Source organism: Bradyrhizobium sp. MI1.4, from assembly GCF_055811315.1.
Map to the genome: position 1 here is coordinate 1 of NZ_JBVVPP010000049.1, position 18826 is coordinate 18826.

Annotated in this window: 19 protein-coding genes; 10 read left to right on the top strand and 9 right to left on the bottom strand. The window is 64.3% G+C overall.

Annotated elements, in window-relative coordinates:
• Nucleotides 1-200: 200 nt before the first annotated feature.
• Nucleotides 201-1136, top strand: coding sequence for an OmpA family protein (locus tag AC0L23_RS32115; RefSeq protein WP_198957628.1), 936 nt, complete (start codon nt 201-203; stop codon nt 1134-1136).
• Nucleotides 1137-1213: 77 nt separating this feature from the next.
• On the opposite strand, the gene argG is transcribed toward AC0L23_RS32115, so the two are convergent.
• From argG to AC0L23_RS32145, 6 genes are all read right to left on the bottom strand, one after another.
• Nucleotides 1214-2551, bottom strand: coding sequence for an argininosuccinate synthase (gene argG, locus AC0L23_RS32120; RefSeq protein WP_085359652.1), 1338 nt, complete (start codon nt 2549-2551; stop codon nt 1214-1216).
• Between the two features lie 93 nt (nt 2552-2644).
• Nucleotides 2645-3421, bottom strand: coding sequence for a phosphatase PAP2 family protein (locus tag AC0L23_RS32125; protein WP_018459768.1), 777 nt, complete (start codon nt 3419-3421; stop codon nt 2645-2647).
• A 56-nt stretch (nt 3422-3477) separates the two neighbouring features.
• Nucleotides 3478-3972 carry a hypothetical protein gene (locus AC0L23_RS32130; protein WP_018459767.1) on the bottom strand — a complete coding sequence of 165 codons (495 nt, stop codon included), beginning with the start codon at nt 3970-3972 and terminating at the stop codon, nt 3478-3480.
• A gap of 92 nt (nt 3973-4064) precedes the next feature.
• On the bottom strand, nt 4065-5267 hold the full coding sequence (gene rlmN, locus AC0L23_RS32135) for a dual-specificity RNA methyltransferase RlmN (protein ID WP_018459766.1): 1203 nt from the start codon (nt 5265-5267) through the stop codon (nt 4065-4067).
• A gap of 169 nt (nt 5268-5436) precedes the next feature.
• Nucleotides 5437-6099, bottom strand: coding sequence for an invasion associated locus B family protein (locus AC0L23_RS32140; RefSeq protein WP_018459765.1), 663 nt, complete (start codon nt 6097-6099; stop codon nt 5437-5439).
• Nucleotides 6100-6216: 117 nt separating this feature from the next.
• The gene (locus tag AC0L23_RS32145) at nt 6217-7056 is read right to left on the bottom strand and encodes an SDR family oxidoreductase (protein WP_085359651.1); all 840 of its coding nucleotides are present in this window, start codon (nt 7054-7056) and stop codon (nt 6217-6219) included.
• A gap of 214 nt (nt 7057-7270) precedes the next feature.
• Here AC0L23_RS32145 and AC0L23_RS32150 point away from each other — a divergent pair, with 214 nt between their 5' ends.
• From AC0L23_RS32150 to AC0L23_RS32160, 3 genes are all read left to right on the top strand, one after another.
• Nucleotides 7271-8245: an NADPH:quinone oxidoreductase family protein gene (locus AC0L23_RS32150; protein ID WP_018459762.1), complete on the top strand. Its 975-nt coding sequence runs from the start codon at nt 7271-7273 to the stop codon at nt 8243-8245.
• Nucleotides 8246-8652: 407 nt separating this feature from the next.
• Nucleotides 8653-9495 (top strand): hypothetical protein, encoded by an 843-nt coding sequence (locus AC0L23_RS32155; RefSeq protein ID WP_085359649.1) that lies wholly within the window; start codon nt 8653-8655, stop codon nt 9493-9495.
• Between the two features lie 18 nt (nt 9496-9513).
• A complete protein-coding gene (locus AC0L23_RS32160; protein WP_085384728.1) occupies nt 9514-10698 on the top strand; it encodes a TAXI family TRAP transporter solute-binding subunit in 1185 nt (394 codons plus the stop codon).
• Between the two features lie 143 nt (nt 10699-10841).
• Here the strand turns inward: AC0L23_RS32160 and AC0L23_RS32165 are convergent, their stop codons facing one another.
• Both AC0L23_RS32165 and AC0L23_RS32170 read right to left on the bottom strand, forming a co-directional pair.
• The gene (locus tag AC0L23_RS32165; protein WP_018459760.1) at nt 10842-11231 is read right to left on the bottom strand and encodes a YkvA family protein; all 390 of its coding nucleotides are present in this window, start codon (nt 11229-11231) and stop codon (nt 10842-10844) included.
• Between the two features lie 91 nt (nt 11232-11322).
• Nucleotides 11323-11625: a 4a-hydroxytetrahydrobiopterin dehydratase gene (locus AC0L23_RS32170; RefSeq protein WP_018459759.1), complete on the bottom strand. Its 303-nt coding sequence runs from the start codon at nt 11623-11625 to the stop codon at nt 11323-11325.
• Nucleotides 11626-11779: 154 nt separating this feature from the next.
• Between AC0L23_RS32170 and AC0L23_RS32175 the strand changes: the two genes are divergently transcribed.
• Together AC0L23_RS32175 and AC0L23_RS32180 are read left to right on the top strand one after the other, a co-directional pair.
• Nucleotides 11780-13225, top strand: a complete 1446-nt coding sequence (locus tag AC0L23_RS32175) for a TAXI family TRAP transporter solute-binding subunit (RefSeq protein WP_085359645.1) — start codon at nt 11780-11782, stop codon at nt 13223-13225.
• 102 nt (nt 13226-13327) lie between these two features.
• A complete protein-coding gene (locus AC0L23_RS32180) occupies nt 13328-14869 on the top strand; it encodes an alkaline phosphatase D family protein (RefSeq protein WP_085359677.1) in 1542 nt (513 codons plus the stop codon).
• Nucleotides 14870-14879: 10 nt separating this feature from the next.
• Here the strand turns inward: AC0L23_RS32180 and AC0L23_RS32185 are convergent, their stop codons facing one another.
• A complete protein-coding gene (locus AC0L23_RS32185) occupies nt 14880-15281 on the bottom strand; it encodes a response regulator (protein WP_085359643.1) in 402 nt (133 codons plus the stop codon).
• Between the two features lie 155 nt (nt 15282-15436).
• On the opposite strand from AC0L23_RS32185, the gene AC0L23_RS32190 reads away from it, so the two are divergent.
• The 4 genes from AC0L23_RS32190 to AC0L23_RS32205 all read left to right on the top strand — a co-directional run bounded on the left by AC0L23_RS32190 (nt 15437) and on the right by AC0L23_RS32205 (nt 18674).
• On the top strand, nt 15437-16201 hold the full coding sequence (locus AC0L23_RS32190; RefSeq protein ID WP_085348517.1) for a Crp/Fnr family transcriptional regulator: 765 nt from the start codon (nt 15437-15439) through the stop codon (nt 16199-16201).
• 79 nt (nt 16202-16280) lie between these two features.
• The gene (locus AC0L23_RS32195; RefSeq protein WP_085348518.1) at nt 16281-16997 is read left to right on the top strand and encodes a prolipoprotein diacylglyceryl transferase; all 717 of its coding nucleotides are present in this window, start codon (nt 16281-16283) and stop codon (nt 16995-16997) included.
• Nucleotides 16978-18408, top strand: a complete 1431-nt coding sequence (locus tag AC0L23_RS32200; RefSeq protein ID WP_085359641.1) for a radical SAM protein — start codon at nt 16978-16980, stop codon at nt 18406-18408. The genes AC0L23_RS32195 and AC0L23_RS32200 overlap by 20 nt, the downstream gene beginning before the upstream one ends.
• A complete protein-coding gene (locus tag AC0L23_RS32205; RefSeq protein WP_018459752.1) occupies nt 18405-18674 on the top strand; it encodes a hypothetical protein in 270 nt (89 codons plus the stop codon). Before AC0L23_RS32200 ends, AC0L23_RS32205 begins: the two co-directional genes overlap by 4 nt.
• The last annotated feature ends 152 nt before the right edge of the window (nt 18675-18826 follow it).

The following is an 18826-nucleotide window of genomic DNA, read 5'->3' on the forward strand; positions in this document are numbered from 1 at the left end:
GTGGGGCCGTTCATGTGTACACCGTGCCGGGCTCGGCGGCTGCGACCCCGCCGCCCAACAGGGCGCAATACGCGGCGCCCACGGTTGCGCCGGCGTTCCGCGCCGCGCCCACGACGACCACGCCCCTGCCGCCACCGCCGCGTCCGCCGCAGCGTGACCTGACGCCGCTCGCGATCGGTGCAGGTGTCGTCGCCGGTGCCGTGATCGGCGCGACCATCGCCGACTACCGCAACCAGCGCCGCGAGTCGGTCGAAGGCGGCCGCACCGTCTACACCGAGCCGGACCGCATCATCATCCGCGATCCGGGTGGGCAGACCTACGTCCGCGGCAACGATCTCTATCGCTTCCGCTATGGCGCCCGCGACATCCGCACCGAAACTGTCGGCGCCGATACCCGCACCGTGGTGATCCGTCCCGACGGCAGCGAGATCATTACCGTTGTAGGTCAGGACGGTCGGCTGCTGCGGCGAATCCGCAGGGACCCGGCCGGGCGCGAGCTCGTCATCATCGACAACAGCTACCGCGATCCGCAGTCGGTCGGCGGTTTCTATGTCGACGCGCCGCCGCCCGTCGTCAACATGCCCTACGATCGCTATATCGTCGACGCCCAGGAGGCCTCGCCGGACGTGATCTACGAGACGATGGTGGCGCCGCCGGTGCAGCGGATCAACCGTCGCTACACGCTCGACGAGATCCGCTACAGCCCGAATGTTCGCATGCAAATGCCGAGCATCGACCTCAACACGATCAACTTCGAGACCGGATCGTGGACCATCCCACCGGACCAGGCGGCGAAGCTGCAGTCGATCGCCGACGGTCTCAACCGTGCGATCCAGGCCAACCCGCGCGTGGTGTTCCTGATCGAAGGTCACACCGACGCCGTCGGCAACGACGTCGACAATTTGTCATTGTCGGACCGTCGTGCGCAGTCCGCGGCCGAATTGCTGACCCAGCAATTCGGTGTGCCGTCTGAAAACCTGACGTCGCAAGGCTATGGCGAACAGTACCTGAAGGAGCAGACGCAAGGACCGAGCGCGATCAACCGGCGCGTCACCGTCCGCAACATCACGCCGTTGCTCAACGGCGGCCAGGCCTCGCTGCCGCCGCCCCCGCCCGGCACCGCGCCGCCGCGCTGAGGCGACACACAAATGCAAAATGGCCGGGAGCAATCCCGGCCATTTTTTGTTTTGTTTCGTAGCCCGGATGGAGCGTGTCAGCTCTTGTCGCTCTCCAGCCGGAAGATCTGCGAGCCTTCGCTGCCCGAGAGCAGGCCCGTGTCGCTGTAGAGCTTCAGCTTGGCGCGGGTATCGTTGATGTCGAGGTTGCGCATGGTGAGCTGACCGATGCGATCGGCCGGCGTGAACGCCGCGTCCTCGACCTTCTCCATGCTGAGCCGCTCCGGCGCATAGGTGAGGTTCGGGCTTTCGGTGTTGAGCATCGAGTAGTCGTTGCCACGGCGCAGCTCGAGCGAGACCTCGCCGGTGACGGCGCGCGCGACCCAGCGCTGCGCGGTCTCGCGCAACATCAGGGCCTGCGAATCGAACCAGCGGCCCTGGTAGAGCAGGCGTCCGAGGCGCATGCCGCTGATGCGGTACTGCTCGATGGTGTCTTCGTTGTGGATGCCGGTGACGAGGCGCTCATAGGCGATGTGCAGCAGCGCCATACCGGGCGCTTCATAGATGCCGCGGCTCTTGGCCTCGATGATGCGGTTCTCGATCTGGTCGCTCATGCCGAGGCCGTGGCGGCCGCCGATCGCGTTGGCTTCGAGGAACAGCGCGACGGCATCGCTGAAGGTCTGGCCGTTCAGCGCGACCGGCTGGCCTTCCTCGAAACGCACCACAACCTTCTCGGCCTTGACGTTGCAGTCGTCACGCCAGAACGGCACGCCCATGATCGGGTTGACGATCTTGATGCCGCTGTCGAGACTTTCAAGATCCTTGGCCTCGTGCGTCGCGCCGAGCAGATTGCTGTCGGTCGAATACGCCTTCTCGGCGCTCATCTTGTAGGCAAAGCCCTGCGCCGTCATGAACGCCGACATCTCGGCGCGGCCGCCGAGCTCGTCAATGAACTGCTGGTCGAGCCAGGGCTTGTAGATGCGCAGGCCCGGATTGGTCAGGAGGCCGTAGCGATAGAAGCGCTCGATGTCGTTGCCCTTGAAGGTCGAGCCGTCGCCCCAGATGTTGACGCCGTCCTCCTTCATCGCCGCGACCAGCATCGTGCCGGTGACGGCGCGCCCGAGCGGCGTGGTGTTGAAATAGGTGATGCCGCCGGTCGAGATATGAAAGGCGCCGGACTGGATCGCGGCGATGCCTTCGTGGACGAGCTGCGTGCGGCAATCGACCAGCAGCGCTTTCTCCGCGCCGAACTCCATCGCCTTGCGCGGGATCTCGTTGTAATCGGCCTCATCCGGCTGGCCGAGATTGGCGGTATAGGCGTAGCAGCGCGCGCCCTTCTGCTTCATCCAGAGCAGCGCCGCGCTGGTATCGAGGCCGCCCGAAAAAGCGATGCCGACTTTCTCCCCCTTGGGCAGGCTTTTCAGGATCGTGGTCATGGGGCTTCCAATCGGTCTCGAAGGGCTGATGTCGTTTCACGGGTTGACCGCGCGAATATCAAATTTCGCGGGGCTCGGCACCCCTTTAATGGCTCAAACTGACGGCTCGGCACCCGTCTTGCGTCCGAACAGGCGCTGGCGGAGCCGGTAAGCGGGCATGTTCAGCCGAGTCAGGGCGGCATCGACCGCCTCGTCGGAAAACCGGGTCCGCGGCCAGCGGTAAATCAGCGCGTAGGCAAACCAGATCACGACGAAGGTGACGAGGCCGGCGATCGACACGTCGGTGAAGAAATGGCCGCCAAAGGCCATCCGCAGCCCGCTGGTCACGAGGCCGAACACCACGGCTCCGGCATAAGCGAGCGGTCGCCACGCCGGCGGTGCCAGTGCGGCCGGCGCCAGCGTCCAGAACGCGGTCGCGCCCTCGCCCGAGAAGAACGAGCAGTTGCGCGCGCAGCCCCCGCGCGGATCCCACCACGGCACGAATTGCTGGTCGCCGGCGAACTGCGTCACCACCACCGGGCGCGGCCGGCCCCAATAGGACTTGAAGGCGAGATTGGTGAGGATGCCGGCCGACATGATGATCGTGACCAGCAGGAAGACGATCGCGCGACCGGATACCATCAGCGGGCGGTCGGGCCGGACCATCTTGACCACGAGCGCGATCAGCGCAGGCAGCACGAACGCCCAGGCGACCCACATCGCGGCGTCGCGCGCGAAGCCGGCCCAACCGTTCAGCTTGAGCGGAAACGTTTTCGTCTCAGGGTCGAAGAACAGCGCGGCGAGCTTGAGATCAAGCTCGGGATAGAGGCCGAAAACGACGCCGATCACGAGCCACAGCGCCAGGGCGATGAAGAGTCCAGTCCGGTTCATGGCGCGCGGTTTAGCCCAGTGGGAAAGGGATGAAAACCCCGTGACAAGTCAGAAAGTCACCGCGCATCCGGCCGCGAATTCGACGGCAGCGGCGGAGGCGGCTGGCGCGCAGGCGGCGGATTGCGCCAAGCGCCGGCATTGCGGCCGGCGATCAGCCAGTAGACGACGCCGGCGACGATGCCCGCGCCGGTCATGATCTCCAGATGCCGCCGCACAATGCCTTCGAATTGCAGCGTGTCGGAATGAAACGGGACCAGGCCGAGATAGCAGGCGAGCCCCACGACGCCTCCGCCCACGGCATAGGCGAGCGCGCTGCGGATGTAGAGCGCCTCGGTGATCGCCACGATCACCGCCGCCGGCACCAGCGCAAAGCCCGAGACGAAGATGAAGCCGAACCCGAGCAGGATATCGATCGTGCCCTGATCGACGGGACCGGCGCCGAGATCGGCGAACTCCGGAAACAACAGCGCGACGACAACGATCATGCCGCCGACGAAACAGGCGGCGAGGAAGCCGATGAAGATGACGACGAGGCGGCCGATCAGGGACATGATGGGAACGAATTGGTGACTGACGGCGTCGCCACATCCACAATCGTCAAGCCCGGCCATGACGGGCGTTGAGAGCGTCGCCATCATCAATATCAATCCGTCATCGCCATGGCCCGCAGCGTCTGGCGTTCACGGGCCGAGAGCTTTTCCGTCTCCGACTTGAGCTGGCCGCAGGCGGCGAGGATGTCGCGGCCGCGCGGAGTGCGCACCGGCGAGGAATAGCCGGCGTTGAAGACGTATTCGGAGAATTTTTCGATCTGGTCCCAGTCCGAGCACTCATAGGCGGTGCCGGGCCAGGGGTTGAACGGGATCAGATTGATCTTGGCGTGAATGCCCTTGAGCATCTTCACCAGCAGCTTGGCATCGTCGAGCGAATCGTTGACGCCCTTGAGCATCACATATTCGAAGGTGATGCGGCGCGCGTTCGAGGCGCCGGGATAGTCGCGGCAGGCCTGCAGCAATTCCTTGATCGGATATTTGCGGTTGAGCGGCACCAGCTCGTTACGCAGCTCGTCGCGCACCGCATGCAGCGAGATCGCGAGCATCACTCCAATCTCCTCGCCCGCGCGCACGATATTCGGGACCACACCCGAGGTCGACAGCGTGATGCGGCGGCGGGAGATGCCGATGCCTTCGTTGTCGCCGACGATCAGCAGCGCGTCGCGCACCGCGTCGAAATTGTAGAGCGGCTCGCCCATGCCCATCATCACGATGTTGGTGACGCGGCGCGTACCGTCTTCGCGATCGGCCCAATCATTCAGACGATCGCGCGCCACCATCACCTGTCCGACGATCTCCCCGGCGGTGAGATTGCGCACCAGGCGCTGCGTGCCGGTGTGGCAGAACGAGCAGTTCAGCGTGCAGCCGACCTGGGAGGACACACACAACGTGCCGCGATCGGTTTCGGGGATGTAGACGCACTCGACTTCATGCGCCCGCTCGACATTGTCGCCGCTCGGCAGCCGCAGCAGCCATTTGCGGGTGCCGTCGTTGGAGATCTGCTCGGCCACGACTTCGGGCCGGTCGACGGTGAAATGTTGCGCGAGCTCGGCACGAATGCCCTTCGAGACCGACGTCATCTCTTCGAAATTCTGGGCGCCACGGAAATACATCCAGTGCCACAGCTGCTGCACGCGCATCTTGCGCTGCGCCGGTGCAACGCCGATCTCGCCGAGGCGATCGGCAAGCTCGGTGCGCGACAGGCCGATCAGCGAGGGCCTCGCCGGCGGCACATAGGTCTCGAGCGGAGTCTTCTCCACCAGTGTTGCGTTGTGCGGCTCGGTCGTCGGTTGCATGGAATGGCCTGATTTAGGTGGTCGTTCTGGGATGGTCCAAAGGACTAAACCCGGAACCTCGAGATTCCGAGTTCGATGCTACGCATCGCCCCGGAATGACGGGAGAAAATCTGGAACGCGCCCTATATAGCAACCGGAACGGCCGATTGCGACCTTATCGACCGCAGGCTTAACGCCTGCAATCCTGCGCGATCTTGTCGAGCGCCTGGGCAAGGCCCTTCAGCGAAAAGGTGTCGGTGGTCTCGGTCCCCTTGGACGACATGCCCTTGACCACGAGATCGGCGGATTTGCGCATGGCCTCGACCATCCGCTCTTCCTCGGCCGCGTTCTTGATCCAGAGACCGTCGCCCTGCGAGTACATGGCGAAAGCGGCGCCGCCCACCTCGACCGAGGATTCAGAGCCCGGCTTCAGCGCATAGCCGATCATGACCGAGACTTCGTTGTTGACCTTCTCCGCCGGGCGGGTGGAGACGAAGGCATAGGCAGGATCGCGCGGCCGATTCGGCGGGTTGGTCTTCGACGACGACGGCTTGGCCAGCGCGAAGCAGACCTTTTTGCCGTTGGGCGCGGCCGAATAGGCGCCCCAGGTGCCGAACTGACCGATCAGGGTTGGCTCCGCGCCGCCGGCAACCGCCGCGTGCGGGGCCGCCGGCTTGCTCTCGGGCTTTGCAGCCGTCTTTCCGGTCGTATTGGCCGCCGGCGCGGCCGGTTTCGGCGCGGCCTCTTTCGGTGCAGTCTTGGGCGCAGGCTGCGCCGTCTGCGCCCGCGCGGAATCGATGATTCCACAGGCCGCCACGCCCGTCATCAAAGCTAAAATCAGCACCCGCCACATGCTGGAGTGGTTCCCTCAATATTGTGACTGGAAGATGGCCCGGTCGCGCATTGTCCCCGGGGCAGGGATAGCCGGGAAAGTCCAATTTGGGAAGGCAGTTAGCGAAGGTCGCGGCGACTAGGCCCTGGATCGCGCCGCGCGTTGCTCCGCCCATTGCGCATCGGTCCAGCGCAACAAATCCTCGACGCCGGAGCTGCGCAAATGCGCGCCACCGTCGATCACCACCATATCGCCGTTGATGTAGCCGGCACGGTCGGAGACCAGGAAGCTGGCGAGGTCGGCAAGCTCGGGGTGCTCGCCGGCTCGTCCCATCGGGTTGCGCGCGGCCCACCCTTCGTCGCGACCCTCGGGGCGGAGCTGGCCCGAGGCGCCGGCGGTCGGGAACGGTCCCGGCGCGATCGCGACGGTGCGGATTCCCTTCGGGCCCCATTCCACGGCGAGACTTTTGGTCATCGCCAACACGGCCGACTTCGCCATCGCCGACGGCACGGTGAAGGCGCGACCGGTGATGGTCGAGGTCGAGAGGATCGAGAGCACGACGCCGCCATGCTTGCCGTCGATCCAGCGCTTGCCGGCGGCAAGCGTGCAATACATCGCACCATGCAGGGTCGGCGCGAGAATCGCATCCGCGGCGCGGAATGAGAGATGCTCACTCTGCGCGATGAAAGTCGCAGCCGCATTGTTGACGAGAATATCGAGCGGCGCCCCGCGCCAGATCGCGTCCATCATGCTCTCGACGGCGGTGCCGTCTCGGATATCGCAGGCGATCGTGGTGACCTTGCCGCCGGTCTCTTCGCGCATCTTGCTCGCCGCCGCCTCGAGCCGATCGAGCTTGCGGCCGCAGATCACGAGCTCGGCGCCGAGCGCGAGGAAACGGTGCGCCATTGCAGCACCGAGGCCCGAACCGCCGCCGGTGACGAGGATGCGCTTGTCCTTGAGCAGGCCTGTTTCAAACATGGTTTGAATCCTTCTTGTTTCGTCGTTGCGCGCGCAGCGGGAAACCGTACCGCGGAAATAGGCTTCGCTACGCTCCCAATGACGGGAGGATAGGCTCCTGCGTTCCAACTGACAAAGAAACCGGATTGTCGCCCGCACCTAAATCCGGCAGAAACGGGCAAACTATAAATCCACTCGAAACGCCCAGTACTTCACTTCTCAAGAAGGTGCCGCCATGAAAGCCATCCTCTGCTCGCAATATTGCCAGCCCGACGATCTCGTTCTGGCCGACGTGCCGGATCCGGTGGCCGGTCCCGGCGAAGCCGTGATCGCGATCAAGGCTGCGGCGCTGAACTTCTTCGACATCCTGATGATTCAAGGCAAGTACCAGATCAAGCCGCCATTCCCGTTCTCGCCGGCCGCCGAAGTGGCTGGGGTGATCGAGAGCATCGGTCCCGGCGTGACTGATCTGAAGATCGGCGATCGCGTCGTCGCCTCCTGCGGCCACAACGGCGCGCGCGAAAAGATCGCGCTGCCGGCGGCATCGATCGTGAAGATCCCCGACAATCTCGATTATGACCGCGCGGCCGGCATCATCATCATCTACGGCACCGCGCTGCATGCGCTGGAAGATCGCGCGAGCCCGAAGCCGGGCGAGACGCTCGCGGTGCTCGGCGCCGCCGGCGGCACCGGACTTGCCGCGTGCGAGCTCGGCAAGCTGATGGGCCTGAAGGTGATCGCCTGCGCCTCGTCGGACGAGAAGCTCGAATTCGCGAAGGCGCACGGCGCAGAACTCGCGCTCAATTACGGCAAGGAAGATTTGAAGGAAGGCCTGCGAAAGCTTACGGGCGGCAAGGGCGTCGACATCATCTTCGATCCGGTTGGTGGCACCTATGCCGAGCAGGCCCTGCGCTCGATTGCCTGGGAAGGCCGCTTCCTCGTGATCGGCTTCGCCGCCGGCGACATTCCGAAGATGCCGCTGAACCTCGCGCTGCTGAAAGGCTGCGACATCCGCGGCGTGTTCTGGGGCGCATGGACCCGACTCAACCCGGAAAAGAACCGCGCCAATCTCGAGAAGCTCGTGAAGTGGACAGCGGAAGGAAAGATCTCCTCGCATGTCGATCGCGTCTTCCCGCTGGCGCAGACGGCGGATGCGCTCAAGGTGCTCGCCGGACGCCAGGCGATGGGCAAAGTGATCCTGCATCCGTGAGGCTATGCGGCGCGACGTGTGTCGGTACGGCCGCTCGCCACGAGCTCAACTGTCATCGCCCGGCTTGACCGGGCGACCAGTACTCCGAGACGTCAGTCATTGAATCGAGAAGCCGCGGCGTACTGGTTTCCCGCCTTCGCGGGGAATGACCGCGAGCGCGGGACAGGCAGTGTCCGCGCCGCCGCCGGGTCAATCCCCGTCAACCATTGTCGACAAAATTGCGGGGCATTCCTCCGCCTCGCCTCAATCAAACCCAAATATCTCCCGATTCGCGCAAGCCGCCGACGTTTTTTGGGCTGATTCAGACGGCGATTTACCGGCTCCAGTTTGCGGGGCATTTCTGGACAACAACAAAAAGACTGAAGCCGGGATGCCCCAGCGTTGCGTTAGTAGTGGGGAGCATCACCATGGAGACGACGGCGTACCGCCGGTCCAGGGAATCGAGATCGTTCGATTCCGATCAAGCTGCATCACATCCGGCCGTCGCGTCCTATATCCGTGCGCGCGCCGCGCGGCTCGATCTGTCACCGGAAGATCCAATTCCACTGTTCCTGTCCGATCCGCTCGGTGTGCCGGAGTCAGGCGAATATACGGCGCGGGCGTTGGGTCCCCGGCTCAGAATTGTCCCGCGTGTTCTCGCGGCGGTTCTCATCGCATCCACGCTGGCCGTTGCGGCCGCGCTGTATCAGCCCAGTCTCCGCAATCTCTTCGCCGCCGACGCTGCCGGCCCGACGGGTGCCGAGCTGGACCAGGCCATGGCGTCGGCCAACGTGCCGGACAGGCCTCAGACCGCGTACAAGGACCCGGCGCGCTTGAGCAACACAAGGCTGGCGAGCGCTGACGCGCAGGATCTCCCCGCAGCCTCAGCTCCGAGCCGCGAAGCGATTGCGACTGCCTATCAAACCGCGCTGCAAGCCCAGGCGCCCGGGCCAGTCGCGGCGCCGCCTGCGCCCCCACCGCCCGCTAAGACGCTCGATGCCGACACACTGGCTGGGCTGATGGCGCGCGCGAACGGTCTGTTGGCGGTCGGCGACATTGCCGCGGCGCGCCTGCTGCTCGAACGGGCCGCCAATGCACAGGATGCAACGGCTGCATTTCTGCTCGCGCAAACCTATGACCCGGCGGTGCTGGGCACGAGCGACGCGCGGCGCGTTGCTGCCGACGCGACCGCCGCGCGCGACTGGTACCAAAAGGCCGCAGGCCTTGGATCGGCGGAGGCGCGGCAACGCCTCGCCCAGCTTCAGAACTAGAACTCTTTAGGGGATATCATGCGTAACGCTTTGAGAATGGCGCTTGCCGCCATCATGATGATCTATGCTTTCGCGGCACGCGCGGAGCAGACCGAATATGATCCGGCCAAGGTCTCTGACAGCCTGAAAGCCATCTTCCAGTTCGGTTCGACCTCGACCAAGCAGTCGCTGAACGCCAACACCGTGACGTTGATCACCGGCACGATCGGCGGCACCTATGTGCAATTCGGCGCCGACCTCGCCTCCGTGCTCGACGACGGCAACAGGATTCGTGTGTTGCCAATCGTCGGCCGAGGTTCGGTGCAGAGCGTTGCCGACATCCTGTTCCTGCAAGGCGTCGATCTCGGAATCGTCCGCGCGGATACGCTCGACTATCTCGAGCGCAAAGGTTTTGCCAAGGACATCAAGAAGCAATTCACCTATGTGACGAAGCTCTACAACGAAGAGATGCAGGTGATCGCGCCAAAATCGGTCGCGACACTCAAGGATCTGGAAGGCAAAACTGTAAGCGTCGATCTGCCCAACGGCGGCACCTTCGTCACCGCGCTCACCGTGTTCGAGCGGCTCGGGATCAAGGCGAAATTCGTTTATGTCGAGCAGCGCATCGCGATGGAGAAACTGAAGGCCGGCGAGATCGACGCCGTCATCGTGGTCGGCGGCAAACCGTACAAGTCCGTTTCGACCTTCGGCAATGACGGCCGCTTCCACCTTGCGACCGTGGATTATGCAAAGCCCCTCCAGAGCGACTATCTGCCGGCGACGCTGACCGCCAAGGACTATCCGAACCTGGTCAAGGAGGGCGAGAGCGTGGACACCATCGCGGTGCCGGCCGTGCTCGCGGCCTACAACTGGGCGCCCAACACCGAGCGCTACCGCAAGCTTGCACTGTACGTGGACGCGTTCTTCACGAAATTCCCGACGCTGCAGAACCCGCCCTTCCATCCCAAGTGGAAGGAGGTCTCGCTCGCGGCGCCCCTGGCGGGCTGGAACAGATTGCCGGTGGCGCAGCAATGGCTCGACCGCCACGGCGTCGAACCAGTGACGCGGCAACGCTTCGAGGCGTTCCTGCGACAGAGCCCCTCGGCCGCAAAAGTGTCCGACGCGGACAAGGAAACGCTGTTCAAGCAATTCCAGGCGTGGGACGCCGAAAAGGCCCAGGCCAAGGCGCAGGCGCAGGCGCAGGCGCAGGCGGAGAAGAAGTAGCGAGCAGTCATCCACACATACAGCTGTCATCGCCCGCGAAGGCGCGATCCAGCATTCCGAGACGGTTATGGTTCAATCGGAAGGCCGCGGCGTGCTGGATTCCGCACCTTCGCGAGGAATGACAGCGGAGTATGCGGCGACAGCTATTGCGCGGCTTCCGGCTCCACCTCATCCACCCCGCGCTTCAGCGCGGCGCGGGCGGCTTCGCGATGCTCGTTCGTGATGTGGCTGGCAACCATGCGGATCGCGGTGGCGAGTACGGCGGCGTCATCGGTGAAGCCGAGGATCGGCATCACGTCGGGAACGAAATCAAACGGCAGGATGAAATAGGCGATCGCCCCGAGCAGCGAGGCCTGGACATGGCGCGGCGTCTGTCGGTCGAAGGCGCAGTAATAGGCGGCGAGCAGATCCTCCGCGAACGGCAGATGCGCGGCGACACGCTTCAGCTTGCGCCAGAAGCGGCGGCGCACGCTCTCACGATCTTCCGCGAGCCGGTCGGCGGGCTCGAAACCGACGCTGTGTTCGGCAGCCATGTTCGACAAACTCCCCGTTCCAGCCTGGGTGGCAGATCGCCGCATCCCGTGCTGATCACAAGATGGGGACGCGGCCTTCCCCTGCAAGACGTCAGCCTGGTGTCAGCTTGGCGATGGCGTTCATCGCCTTGGCGAGCTCGATGTCGAGCGCGGTGACGCCGCCGGCGTCATGGGTCGACAGCACCACCTCCACCGTCTTGTAGACATTGCGCCATTCGGGGTGGTGGTCCATCTTCTCGGCGACCAGTGCCGCGCGGGTCATGAAGCCGAACGCCTCGTTGAAATCCTTGAAGACAAAGGTTTTCCCGATCGCCTCGCGTCCTTGAGCCTCGGTCCAGCCAGGTAGTTCGCCCAGCGCCTGCCTGCGTGCCTCCGCCGAGAGCCGTTCTGTCATCCTCGCCTCCGTCCTTTCAGGGGAACTTTACCCTAACACCGCACTGACGCCCCGGGTTCATACGGGATTGGACCCCATCCGCTAACCATGACGGAGATGTAACCCTGCCGGACAAGAAATTTGCTACACTTGCAGGCGTAAACCGCCGGCCAAGATGAAACTGAGCCTCAAGCGAATGTTCGGGAGATCGATGACCGGGGGATTGGACCTGGCCGAAGCGCCCACCCCGTCCTCGCCGCGATCATCGGCGCGGAAGACGGCGCTCGTGACTCTCGCGCTGGTGCTCGCGATCGTCGGCGCGCTCGCCGGGGGCTACTATTTCGCCATGCGGCCGGTGACGCTAAAGATCGCGGTCGGCCCCGCCAACAGCGACGACGTCAAGGTCGTGCAGGCACTGACCCAGGCCTTCGCGCAGCATAAGAGTTCTGTGCGGTTGCGCCCGATCCAGACCGACGGCGCCACCGCCAGCGCCAATCTGCTCGCGGAAGGCAAGGCCGATCTTGCCATTGTGCGCGGCGACGTCGACGTACCGAAGAACGCGCAAGCGGTTGCGACCCTGCGCAAGAACGTCGTGGCGCTATGGTCCGTGTCCGGCAAGGGCAAGAAGAAGGGCGCGAAGATCACCAAGATCGCGCAGCTCGCCGGACATCGGGTCGGCGTGGTCGGCCGCACCCAGGCCAACGTCAATTTGCTCAAGGTGATCCTGCAGCAATACGGCGTCGATCCCGCCAAGGTCGAGATCGTGCAATACCCGGCAACCGAAGCCGTCGAAGCGATCAAGGCGCAGAGGGCTGATGCCTATCTCGCGGCCGGTCCCGTCAACAGCAAGATCACGGCGGAGGCGATCGCCGCTTCCACCAAGGATTTCGGCACGCCGACCTTTCTCGCGATCGATTCCGCGGATGCGATCGCCCAGAACCATCCGGTCTATGAAGCGGCCGAGATTCCCGCGGGCACTTACGGCGGCTCGCCCGATCGTCCCGATGACGAGGTCAAGACCATCAGCTTCTCGCACCACATCGTGGCGCGCAAAGCAGTGTCCGAAACCACCATCGCGGCGTTCACGCGCCAGCTTTTCTCCGTACGCCAGCAATTGGTGACGGAATTCCCGCTGGCGGCGAAGATCGAAACGCCCGACACCGACAAGGATGCGGTGATTCCCGTGCATCCCGGCGCCGCCGCTTTCGTCGACGGCGAAGAAAAGACCTTCCTCGACAGATACAGCGATTACATCTGGTGGACCCTGATGGCGCTCTCGGCCATGGGCTCGATCGGCGCCTGGTTTGCGGGCTATTTGAAGAAGGACGAGCGCGACAACAACAGCCATCTGCGCGAGCGGCTGCTCGACATGATCACCGCCGCTCGAAAGAGCGAAACGACCGAAGATCTCGATCAGATGCAGACCGAGGCCGACGAGATCCTGCGCGACACGCTGCGCTGCTACGACCACGGCGCGATCGAGGAAGGTGCGCTCACCGCCTTCAACATCGCGCTCGACCAGTTCCATGCGGCGGTTGCCGACCGCAAGGCGGTGCTGTTCAGCCTGCCGCAGAACCTGCAGCGCGCCGGTGCCCAATTCCGGGCCGCTGGCAACGCGTAAGCGCTCGCGCGTTATCGCCGCGTCACATTGTCTCAATATAGCGTCTGCTTCACCATGGCGACCGCCCTGGCGATCGCCTCACGCGACATCGAGACCGTCTTCATGAACATCAAATTCTCCCGCCGCCGTTTCCTGACGACCAGTGCCGGCGCGCTCGGCGCGGTCGCAATGCCCCATCTCTCCCGCGCGGCCGACCGGCCGGCGGTGACCCATGGCGTGCAGTCGGGCGACGTCACCGTCGACAGCGGCGTGGTCTGGGCGCGCACCGACCGGCCCGCACAGATGCTGGTCGAGGTGGCGACGACGGAGTCGTTCAGGGATGCCCGCGCGCTGCCGCCGATCGCGGCGCTGCCCGAGAGCGACTTCACCGCGAAGATGCTGATCGAAAACCTGCCGGGCGGACAGGACATTTTTTATCGCGTCCGCTTCCGCGATCTTTCGCACACCGCGGTGGAGGGCGAGCCGGTGACCGGCCGCTTTCGCACCGCACCCGCCGACCGTCGCGACGTCAGCTTCGTCTGGGGCGGCGACGTCGCAGGACAAGGCTGGGGCATCAACCCTGATGACGGCGGCATGTTCACCTTCTCGGCGATGCGCAAGCACCGTCCGGATTTCTTCCTGCACTCCGGTGACACCATCTATGCCGACGGCCCTATCCAGTCCGAGGTGAAGCTCGTGGACGGCAAGATCTGGAAGAACGTCACGATTCCCGAGAAGGCCAAGGTCGCCGAGACGCTGGACGAGTACCGCGCCGCGCACAAATACAATTTCACCGACGACAATCTTCGCGCCTTCAATGCCGAAGTGCCGATCTTCGTGCAGTGGGACGACCATGAGGTGACCAACAACTGGTCGCTGTCGAAGGAGCTGCCGGCGACCTACAAGGAGCGCGACATCGCACTGCTTGCGGCCCGCGCAAGCCGTGCCTTCCACGAGATGTATCCGATGCGCGAGAGCATCGTCGAGCCCGGCCGCGTCTATCGCCAGATCTCCTATGGTCCCCATCTCGACGTGTTCGTGCTCGACGAGCGCAGCTATCGCGGCCCGAACGGCCCCAACCTCGAAACCGTTTACGGCCCGGCCAGCTATTTCCTCGGCCCGGACCAGATCGCCTGGCTCAAGCGCGGCCTGTTGAATTCTCGCGCGACCTGGAAGGTGATCGCCTCCGACATGCCGCTCAGCCTCGTCGTGTCAGATACGGCAAAGGGCGGATCGGAAGCCATTGCGCAGGGCGACGGCCCGGTGCGCGGCCGCGAGTTCGAGATCGCCGACATTCTGCGTTTCATCAAGATGGCGCCGATCAGCAACACCGTATGGCTGACCGCGGACGTGCATTACGCCGCCGCGCATTATTACGATCCGAACAAGGCGCAATTCCAGGATTTCGAGCCGTTCTGGGAGTTCGTGTCGGGGCCGCTTCACGCGGGCACATTCGGTCCGAACGCGCTCGACAATACGTTTGGGCCGGAGGTGCGTTTCGTCAAGGCGCCCGGGAAAGACAACCAGAACCTGCCGCCGTCCGCCGGCATGCAGTTCTTCGGTCACGTCAAGATCGACGGCGCCTCCGGCCAGATGACGGTGACCTTGCGCGACCGCGCCGACGTCGCGCTGTGGTTGACCACGCTCGATCCGAAGCCGGCCTGACGCCGTATCGCTAGTTCGCCGCGCGGACCTGGAGCGCCGCCTCCAGCGCGTCGCTCGAACACGGCTTCTGCAATCGCGGCTGGCCGGCGAATTCGGGCGGGATGCGCGCGTCAGCGCCGTAGCCGGTGACGAACACAAAGGGAATTTTCAGCGCCGCGAGCCGTTCGGCGACGGCAAAGCTGTTCTCGCGACTCAAACCGACGTCGAGCAAGGCGAATTCGGGGGCGTGCGCCGCGATTGCGGCCAGCGCCTGCGCGACTGAACCTACCGTGCGCACGCTCTTCACGCCAAATCCGAGCAGGCGATCCTCGAAGTCGATCGCGATGATCGGATCGTCCTCGACGATGAGGACATCGGCGGGACAGTTCGAATCATCGGAAACGGCGGGTGCCATCATCGTAACTTGGAGCATGAGGTTTCTCTGACTGGGATACCGCGTCACGACGCCTGTACCCGGCGCGGAGGTTCCCGGAACGAAACCACCACATCACAGTTGTTAGGTCTGTCTACTTGTGCACACAGGACCTCGTCGGAACTCGCTAATGTGGAGGCGGATGGGAGTTTAGGATGGACGCGCGGACCAGCAACGCCACCGAGATCGATAGCCGGCCGACCAACAATCTGCTGCGGCGCTTGAGCCCGGCCGACTTCGCGCTGCTCGCACCGCACATCACCGTCGACACGGCCGGGGCGAGCGAGCTGCTCTACAATCCCGGCGACGACGTCCAGGTCGTCCATTTCCCCTGCGGACCGTCGCTCGCGACTTTCCTCGTTCCCAATGAGGACGGCCGTGACGTCGAGACCATCCTGGTCGGCCGCGAAGGCGCGGTGGGCGGCATCGTCAGCGAGGGTTATCTGCCGGCCTATACCCGGATCTGCGTGAAATTCGGCGGGCCGTTTGCGCGAATTCATGTCAGCAAGCTGGAGGCTGCCAAGCAGCGCTCGCCCTCGTTGCGCCATGTCTTCGCTCGCTACGCCGACTGCATGCTGGCTCAGATCTTCCAGTCCACCGCCTGCAACGCCATTCACTCGATCGAGCAGCGCACCGCCAAATGGATGCTGGCGGCGATGGAGCGGACCGGCGACGAGAGCAGCGTGCCTCTGACGCACGAGCAGCTCGCGACACTGCTCGGCGTCGGCCGCAGCTATGCCAGCCGCGTGCTCCAGTCGTTCAAGGCGGAGGGCGTGCTCGACACGCGACGCGGATCGATCCTGGTCCGCAACCGCGAGGGCCTGCGCCTGCGCTCCTGCCTGTGCAACGAGGCCGTGAAGATGCACTTCGAGGAGGTGCTGCGCGGCGTCTATCCGACCGAGGAGAGGCAGGCCGGCTAGCCGCCTGACTCGCTCCTCTTGGGGGATAAGAAGCGGCCGCACTATCCCGCCGCGGGGGAACCTGGGCTAATGTCCCCGCATGAGCGGGGCTTTCCTTCACACTCTCTTCGACATCGCGGCGTGGCTGGCTGCGGCCGTGGCGCTCTACTGGCTGTCGCGACAGGGCTTGCGGTTTCCGGCGCAATCCTTCGAGCGGTCCTACCTCGCCGCTTTGGTGTTCGGTGCGGGCCTTGGCGCCTATCTGTTCGGCTCCGCGAATCTGTGGCTGTCCGGCCAGAGCGGCATCGCGCGCTCCGTGGAAGGAGCGCTGGTCGGCGGCATCGCGGCGATCGAGCTCTACAAAAGGTCCGCAGGGATCACGGTCCGAACCGGCGCCCGTTTTGCGCTGCCGCTGGCGCTCGGCATCGCGATCGGCCGGCTCGGCTGCTATTTCGCGGGCCTCGACGATTTCACCTACGGCACGCCGACGGCATGGCCCTGGGGTCATGATTTCGGCGACGGCATCCCGCGCCATCCCGTGCAGCTCTACGAAAGCGCCGCGATGGGGGCGTTCGCGCTGCTCTACGTGGTGGCCGTCTTGAACCGGAGCGCGTTTGTGATCACCAATGGTTTCTACCTCGTCCTCGTCTATTATGGCGCACAGCGCTTCCTGTGGGAATTCCTCAAGCCCTACGGCACGCTGCTCGGCCCCTTCACGCTGTTTCACCTGCTGTCCCTGTCCATTCTGCTCTACGCCGTCGTCATGCTGGCGAGGGCGCCCAAAGCGAGACCCATGCATGAACGCGCCGTTGCGTAAGTCGCGCCCCTATATCTTCTGGGGCCAGACCCAATCTCTCTGCGAGACCTGCCTGAAGCTGGTGCCGGCCAAGATCCAGATCCTCGACAACGAGGTTTGGTACCAGAAGCGCTGCAAGGAGCATGGCGTCCAGTCCACGCTTGTGTCGACGGACGCCGCCTATTGGCGCCTGTGCAAGGATTTCATCAAGCCGGGCGACCGGCCGCTGGCCTTTCAACGGCATACCGAATTCGGCTGCCCCTATGATTGCGGCCTGTGCCCCGACCACGAGCAGCATTCCTGCCTCGCGCTGATCGAGATCACCGAGCATTGCAATCTGACCTGCCCGGTGTGCTTTGCCGATTCCTCGCCGGCGCGGACCAGCTTCACGCCGCTGGCCAAGGTCGAGCGAATGCTGGACGCGCTGGTCGCGAGCGAGGGCGAGCCTGATTTGGTGCAGATCTCCGGCGGCGAGCCGACGCTGCATCCCGACTTCTTCGCGATCCTCGATGCGGTGCGCGCCCGCCCGATCCGCCATGTCATGATCAACACCAACGGCCTGCGTATCGCCCGCGAAAAGGATTTCGTGGCGCGGCTCGCCGAGAACAAGCGCGGGCTCGAGGTCTATCTCCAGTTCGACTCGCTCGAACGCGACGCTTTGATCAATCTGCGCGGCGCGGATTTGCGCAAGATCCGTCAGCAGGCGCTGGAGAATCTCGAGCATTACGGCGTATCGACCACGCTGGTGGCGACCATCAAGCGCGGTGTCAACGATGCCGAGATCGGCGACATCGTCCGCCACGCGCTGACCTGGAAGTGCGTTCGCGGCGTCACGCTGCAGCCGGTGCAGGACGCCGGCCGCAACGAAAATTTCGACAAGAACACCGATCGCATCATGCTGTCGGAGATCCGCAAGCGCGTGGTCGAAACCGGCGTGTTCGGCGACAAGGACATGATCCCGCTGCCCTGCAATCCCGAAAGCATCTCGATCGGTTACGGCCTGCGCAACGGCAAGAAAGTGCTGCCGCTGACCTCGCTGATCCCGCAGGAGCAACTCGTCGCATTGTTGCCCAATACGATAAGCCCGGAGAAGCATCCGGCGCTGAGGGAGAAATTCATCGATCTGTTCTCGCTGTCCTCGGGACCGCTGAACACGAGCGAGCGCGTCTGCGAATTGCTGTGCTGCCTGCCGAGCTTCGAGGTGCCGCAGGGAATCACGTACGAGAACGTATTCCGCGTCACCATCGTGCAGTTTCTCGATCGCTTCAATTTCTGCGTCGGCAACGTCAAGCGCAGCTGCATCCATTTCGTCACCGAGAACGGCGCGATCATCCCGTTCGACACCTACAATCTGTTCTACCGAAACGGAAAGATCGACGGCATCCGCGCCGAACTGGCGGCGCAGTCAACCGCAGGAGTCCTGCAGGCATGAGCATCAGCGACACGCCGCCGCCAGCCCCTCCGGGACCGCCTCCTGCCCCGCCGAACAAGCGCGGCGGCTGCCTGACCGCGATCATGGCGATCTTCGGGATCCTCATGCTGCTACCCGGTGCCTGCGCATTGCTGTTCGGCGGAATGTCGGTGATCGAGGGCGGCCGGATGGGTTCCGACGTGGCACCGCTGGTGTTCGTAGGCCTGGTCGTGGGGCTGGGCGGGGTCGCCCTGATCTGGGCCGCGATCAAGGGCCGGCGCGGCTGAGCCCGGCTTTTCGCCTAACCCCCGGGAATTCCCGGACAAAATTCAATCAACCAACGGCCAAAGAACACATTGTTTTTTGGCGGTTTTTGCCTATATTGCGCCGCAACGCGTAGGGTGCCCGGTCGATATGCCGGGCTTTCCCTTTTGGGCGG

Bases quoted from the DNA above. Each gene is read 5' to 3' on its own strand.
- AC0L23_RS32130 (WP_018459767.1), bottom strand. From the start codon at position 3,972: ATGTCCCTGATCGGCCGCCTCGTCGTCATCTTCATCGGCTTCCTCGCC.
- AC0L23_RS32125 (WP_018459768.1), bottom strand. From the start codon at position 3,421: ATGAACCGGACTGGACTCTTCATCGCCCTGGCGCTGTGGCTCGTGATC.
- AC0L23_RS32145 (WP_085359651.1), bottom strand. From the start codon at position 7,056: ATGTTTGAAACAGGCCTGCTCAAGGACAAGCGCATCCTCGTCACCGGC.
- AC0L23_RS32160 (WP_085384728.1), top strand. From the start codon at position 9,514: ATGCGTAACGCTTTGAGAATGGCGCTTGCCGCCATCATGATGATCTAT.
- AC0L23_RS32200 (WP_085359641.1), top strand. From the start codon at position 16,978: ATGAACGCGCCGTTGCGTAAGTCGCGCCCCTATATCTTCTGGGGCCAG.
- argG (WP_085359652.1), bottom strand. From the start codon at position 2,551: ATGACCACGATCCTGAAAAGCCTGCCCAAGGGGGAGAAAGTCGGCATC.
- AC0L23_RS32140 (WP_018459765.1), bottom strand. From the start codon at position 6,099: ATGTGGCGGGTGCTGATTTTAGCTTTGATGACGGGCGTGGCGGCCTGT.
- AC0L23_RS32150 (WP_018459762.1), top strand. From the start codon at position 7,271: ATGAAAGCCATCCTCTGCTCGCAATATTGCCAGCCCGACGATCTCGTT.
- AC0L23_RS32190 (WP_085348517.1), top strand. From the start codon at position 15,437: ATGGACGCGCGGACCAGCAACGCCACCGAGATCGATAGCCGGCCGACC.
- AC0L23_RS32165 (WP_018459760.1), bottom strand. From the start codon at position 11,231: ATGGCTGCCGAACACAGCGTCGGTTTCGAGCCCGCCGACCGGCTCGCG.
- AC0L23_RS32170 (WP_018459759.1), bottom strand. From the start codon at position 11,625: ATGACAGAACGGCTCTCGGCGGAGGCACGCAGGCAGGCGCTGGGCGAA.
- AC0L23_RS32180 (WP_085359677.1), top strand. From the start codon at position 13,328: ATGAACATCAAATTCTCCCGCCGCCGTTTCCTGACGACCAGTGCCGGC.
- AC0L23_RS32195 (WP_085348518.1), top strand. From the start codon at position 16,281: ATGAGCGGGGCTTTCCTTCACACTCTCTTCGACATCGCGGCGTGGCTG.
- AC0L23_RS32175 (WP_085359645.1), top strand. From the start codon at position 11,780: ATGAAACTGAGCCTCAAGCGAATGTTCGGGAGATCGATGACCGGGGGA.
- AC0L23_RS32205 (WP_018459752.1), top strand. From the start codon at position 18,405: ATGAGCATCAGCGACACGCCGCCGCCAGCCCCTCCGGGACCGCCTCCT.
- rlmN (WP_018459766.1), bottom strand. From the start codon at position 5,267: ATGCAACCGACGACCGAGCCGCACAACGCAACACTGGTGGAGAAGACT.
- AC0L23_RS32185 (WP_085359643.1), bottom strand. From the start codon at position 15,281: ATGCTCCAAGTTACGATGATGGCACCCGCCGTTTCCGATGATTCGAAC.
- AC0L23_RS32155 (WP_085359649.1), top strand. From the start codon at position 8,653: ATGGAGACGACGGCGTACCGCCGGTCCAGGGAATCGAGATCGTTCGAT.